Origin of the sequence: Luteibacter sp. (genome assembly GCF_051958795.1) — a bacterium.
Classification (GTDB): Bacteria; Pseudomonadota; Gammaproteobacteria; order Xanthomonadales; family Rhodanobacteraceae; genus Luteibacter.
Map to the genome: position 1 here is coordinate 1 of NZ_JBQCFT010000075.1, position 4,090 is coordinate 4,090.

The window sequence follows — 4,090 nt, forward strand, 5'->3', positions numbered from 1 at the left end:
CACAAGACCATGCCGGTCGTCGCGAAGACGCTGCCCCTGCCCGCCGACCTGCGCAAAGGCGGTATCGAGCGCTATGGCTTCCACGGCCTGTCGTATGAATCCATCGTGCGCCAGTTGGGCGCGGGCATCCCCGAACGCGTGGTCATCGCCCATCTCGGCAACGGCGCGAGCCTGTGCGCCGTGCGCGAGGGGAAATCGATCGATACGACGATGGGCCTCACGCCCACCGGCGGCATCGTGATGGGTACGCGCCCCGGCGATCTCGACCCGGGCGTGTTGCTGTACCTGATGCGTGAGAAGGGATACGACGCCGAACGGCTCGAGGTGCTGGTCGATCGCGAGTCGGGCCTGAAGGGTCTCTCCGGCGGCACGAGCGACATGCGCAAGCTGCATGCGGCGAAAGACGCGGCGTCACACCTGGCCATGGAGGTCTTCGTCCACACCGCGCGCAAGCACATCGCCGCGATGGTGGCCTCGCTCGGCGGCCTCGACCTGCTGGTCTTCACTGGTGGCATCGGCGAGAACGACGCGGTGACCCGCGATGCGATCCTCGCGGGGCTGCAATGGCTGGGCGACTTCGAAAGCCGCGTGATTCCCACGGAAGAAGACGCGCAAATCGCGCGGCACACTGCAGAGCTAGCGCGCTCGTCGTAGGAGCCCACCCTGTGGGCGACATCTTTCGCGACAACGCTTCAGGGCCTGTGGCCTTGAGGCGAAAGGCGTCGCCCACAGGGTGGGCTCCTACACTGGCGTGCGGTTACTCGACCACCACCGGGATCTTGCCGATCTTCGAGCGCCATTCCTTCGGGCCGGTGGTGTGTACCGAGGTGCCGGCGCTGTCGACGGCGACGGTTACCGGCATGTCCTGCACGTCGAACTCGTAGATCGCTTCCATGCCCAGGTCTTCGAACGCGAGCACGCGCGAGGACTTGATCGCCTTCGACACGAGGTACGCGGCCCCGCCGACGGCCATCAGGTACACGGCCTTGTTGTCGCGGATGGCGTCGATGGCGGTGGGGCCGCGCTCGCTCTTGCCGACCATGCCGAGCAGCCCAGTGGTTTCCAGCATCTGGCGGGTGAACTTGTCCATGCGCGTCGCGGTGGTCGGACCCGCCGGGCCCACCACTTCGTCACGCACCGGATCCACCGGGCCGACGTAGTAGATGAAGCGGTTGGTGAAGTCCACCGGCAGCGTTTCGCCGCGGTTGAGCATGTCGATCATGCGCTTGTGCGCGGCATCGCGGCCGGTGAGCAGCTTGCCATTGAGCAGGATCACCTCGCCCGGCTGCCAGCTGTTCACTTCCTCGCGCGTGATCGTGTCGAGGTTCACCCGGCGACCCTTCGACGAGTCGTAGGTGAGCTTCGGCCAGTCTTCCAGCGACGGCGGCTCGAGCATGACCGGGCCCGAACCATCCATTACGAAGTGCGCGTGGCGCGTGGCCGCGCAGTTCGGGATGATCGCCACCGGCAGGTTGGCGGCGTGGGTCGGATAGTCGCTGACCTTCACGTCGAGCACGGTGGTCAAGCCACCCAGGCCCTGCGCGCCGATGCCGAGCGCGTTGACCTTCTCGTACAACTCCAGGCGCAGCTCTTCCGCGCGGTTCGACGGGCCGCGAGCCTGCAGCTCGGTGATGTCGATCGGCTCCATCAACGATTCCTTCGCCAGCAGCATCGCCTTCTCCGCGGTGCCGCCGATGCCGATGCCGAGCATGCCCGGCGGGCACCAGCCGGCGCCCATGGTCGGCACGGTCTTCAGCACCCAGTCGACGATGGAGTCGGACGGATTCAGCATGGCGAACTTCGACTTCGCCTCCGAGCCGCCGCCCTTCGCGGCCACGGTCACGTCGAGCTTGTCGCCCGGCACGATCGAGACGTTGACCACCGCCGGCGTGTTATCGCGCGTGTTCATGCGCTTGCCCGCCGGATCAGCCAGCACCGAGGCGCGGAGCTTGTTGTCCGGGTGGTTGTAGGCGCGGCGAACACCTTCGTTCACCATGTCTTCCACGCTCATGGTGGCATCGTCCCAGCGGACGTTCATGCCGACCTTGAGGAACACGGTGACGATGCCGGTGTCCTGGCAGATCGGCCGGTGGCCCTCGGCGCACATGCGCGAGTTGATGAGGATCTGGGCGATCGCATCCTTCGCGGCCGGGCTCTCTTCGCGCTCGTAGGCGGCGGAGAGGTTCCGGATGTAGTCCACCGGGTGGTAGTACGAGATGTACTGGAGGGCGTCTGCGACGCTCTGGATGAGGTCGTCCTGCTTGATCGAGGTCATGGTGCTACCGCTGGCTCGCTAGGCTGGCAAAACGCCAATTTTACCCCAGCTTGGCCGGTGTAAGGTGGGGCAGCTTTCCCCGGTCTTTATGCCGGTACACCCCGCACACGGAGTTCCCATGCGTTCCCGCTTCCGCACCGCCCTGTTCGCCCTGGCCCTCGTCGCTGCCGCCCTGGGCCTCGCCCAGCCGGCCCTCGCGGCCCAGACCGCCCCGGAATTCACCGGGATCGCCGCCTGGCAGAACTCCAAGCCGCTGAAAATGAGCCAGTTGCGCGGCAAGGTGGTCCTTGTCGATTTCTGGGCCTATTCCTGCATCAACTGCCTGCGCACCCTGCCCCACGTCACCCGCTGGTACGACCAGTACAAGGACAAGGGCCTCGTGGTGATCGGCGTGCATTCCCCGGAATTCCCGTTCGAGAAGCAGGAAGGCAACGTCCGCGACGCCATCAAGAAGTACAACATCCACTACCCGGTGGCCCAGGACAACGACCTGGCGACCTGGGATGCCTGGGATAACCAGTACTGGCCGGCCGAGTACCTGGTGGACCAGCGCGGCAACGTGGTCGCCCACCACTTCGGCGAGGGCAACTACGCGGAGATGGAGAACGCCATCCGTACGCTGCTGGGCCTGCCGCGCCTGGCGGATGCCAAGGCGGAGACCGATAAGGACGCCCCGGACTTCAACCAGCTGGGCTCGCCGGAGATGTACTTCGGCAGCGACCGCAGCCAGAACAACGCCAGCCCCGAGGGCGCCCGCAGTGGTACCCGTGATTTCACCGCGCCGAGCCGCCTGGAACTGAACCAGTTTGCGCTGGTGGGCCGCTGGGAGATTGGCCGGCAGAACGCGAGCCTGGTGGGTTCGAGCGGCGAGATACGCCTGCATTTCAAGGCGAAGAAGGTGCACATGGTCGCCAGCGCGAACGATCCGGTGACCCTGGAAATCGCCGTGGACGGCAAGCCCCAGGCCCCGGTGACGGTCCAGGCCTCGCAGCTGTACACGCTGTTCGAAGGCGACGGCTACAAGGACCACGTGCTGACCATCAAGGTCCCGAAGGCCAACTTCCACGCGTTTACGTTTACGTTCGGCTGAACCGTGAGGCGAGTCCATCGACGGGGCTCGCCTTCGGCTTCGCGGGGCTCGGCCTTTGGCCATCGCGCTAACGCTCTGACGTCTCTGGAAAGAGCCCTTGGCGCCCACCCTCGCTGCTCAGACAGTCCTCGTCGTTCGAAAAGGAAGGCCGCTACGCGGCCCATGTACCTATTGCCCTACGGGCGCGAACCGGCAGCCGGGCGGGGGTTTGAAACTCGCCATCCTGGCTCGATTTCAAACGAGCGGCCGTCCATGGCCGCTCCCGCCTTCGGCGGCTGTTCCCGCCCGACTGCCTCGCCTGCGGAACTCGCCTCGAGGGTGGGCACCAAGGGCTCTCGGACGCACTGAGGTGGGTGTTGGGAAAGCCTAGCCTTCGTAGGAGGCCACCCTGTGGCCGACAGCTTTCGCCTCGACCGGCATGACCCTGCGGCGCTTTCGCGAAAGATGTCGCGCGCAAGCGCGCTCCCACAAGGCCATCGCAGCCCGGCCGCCATCCACCTGTGGGAGCGCGCTTGCGCGCGATGGCCTATAGGGCGATGAAGCCGTGCCCCGCCGTCGAAGCGACACCGGCTCTCCCACCACCTAACCCCAGTGTGTCCGAGAGCCCTTGGCGCCCACCCTCGAGGCGAGTTCCGCAGGCGAGGCGGCTGGGCGGGAACAGCCCGTCAGGGGGCCGGCCATGGAGGGCCGGCCGTTTGAAATCGAGCCATGGATGGCGAGTTTCA

At 66.2% G+C, this 4,090-nt stretch carries 2 protein-coding genes and 1 pseudogene; 2 read left to right on the top strand and 1 reads right to left on the bottom strand.

Annotated elements, in window-relative coordinates; all coding sequences use genetic code 11:
- Positions 1-654: pseudogene (locus ACTHLF_RS04115) on the top strand (acetate/propionate family kinase); the annotation flags it as partial.
- A gap of 103 nt (positions 655-757) precedes the next feature.
- On the opposite strand, the gene ACTHLF_RS04120 reads toward ACTHLF_RS04115, so the two are convergent.
- Positions 758-2,275 carry a fumarate hydratase gene (locus tag ACTHLF_RS04120; RefSeq protein WP_440325110.1) on the bottom strand — a complete coding sequence of 506 codons (1,518 nt, stop codon included), beginning with the start codon at positions 2,273-2,275 and terminating at the stop codon, positions 758-760.
- A 118-nt stretch (positions 2,276-2,393) separates the two neighbouring features.
- Between ACTHLF_RS04120 and ACTHLF_RS04125 the strand changes: the two genes are divergently transcribed.
- The gene (locus tag ACTHLF_RS04125; protein WP_440325111.1) at positions 2,394-3,365 is read left to right on the top strand and encodes a thioredoxin family protein; all 972 of its coding nucleotides are present in this window, start codon (positions 2,394-2,396) and stop codon (positions 3,363-3,365) included.
- Positions 3,366-4,090 lie beyond the last annotated feature (725 nt).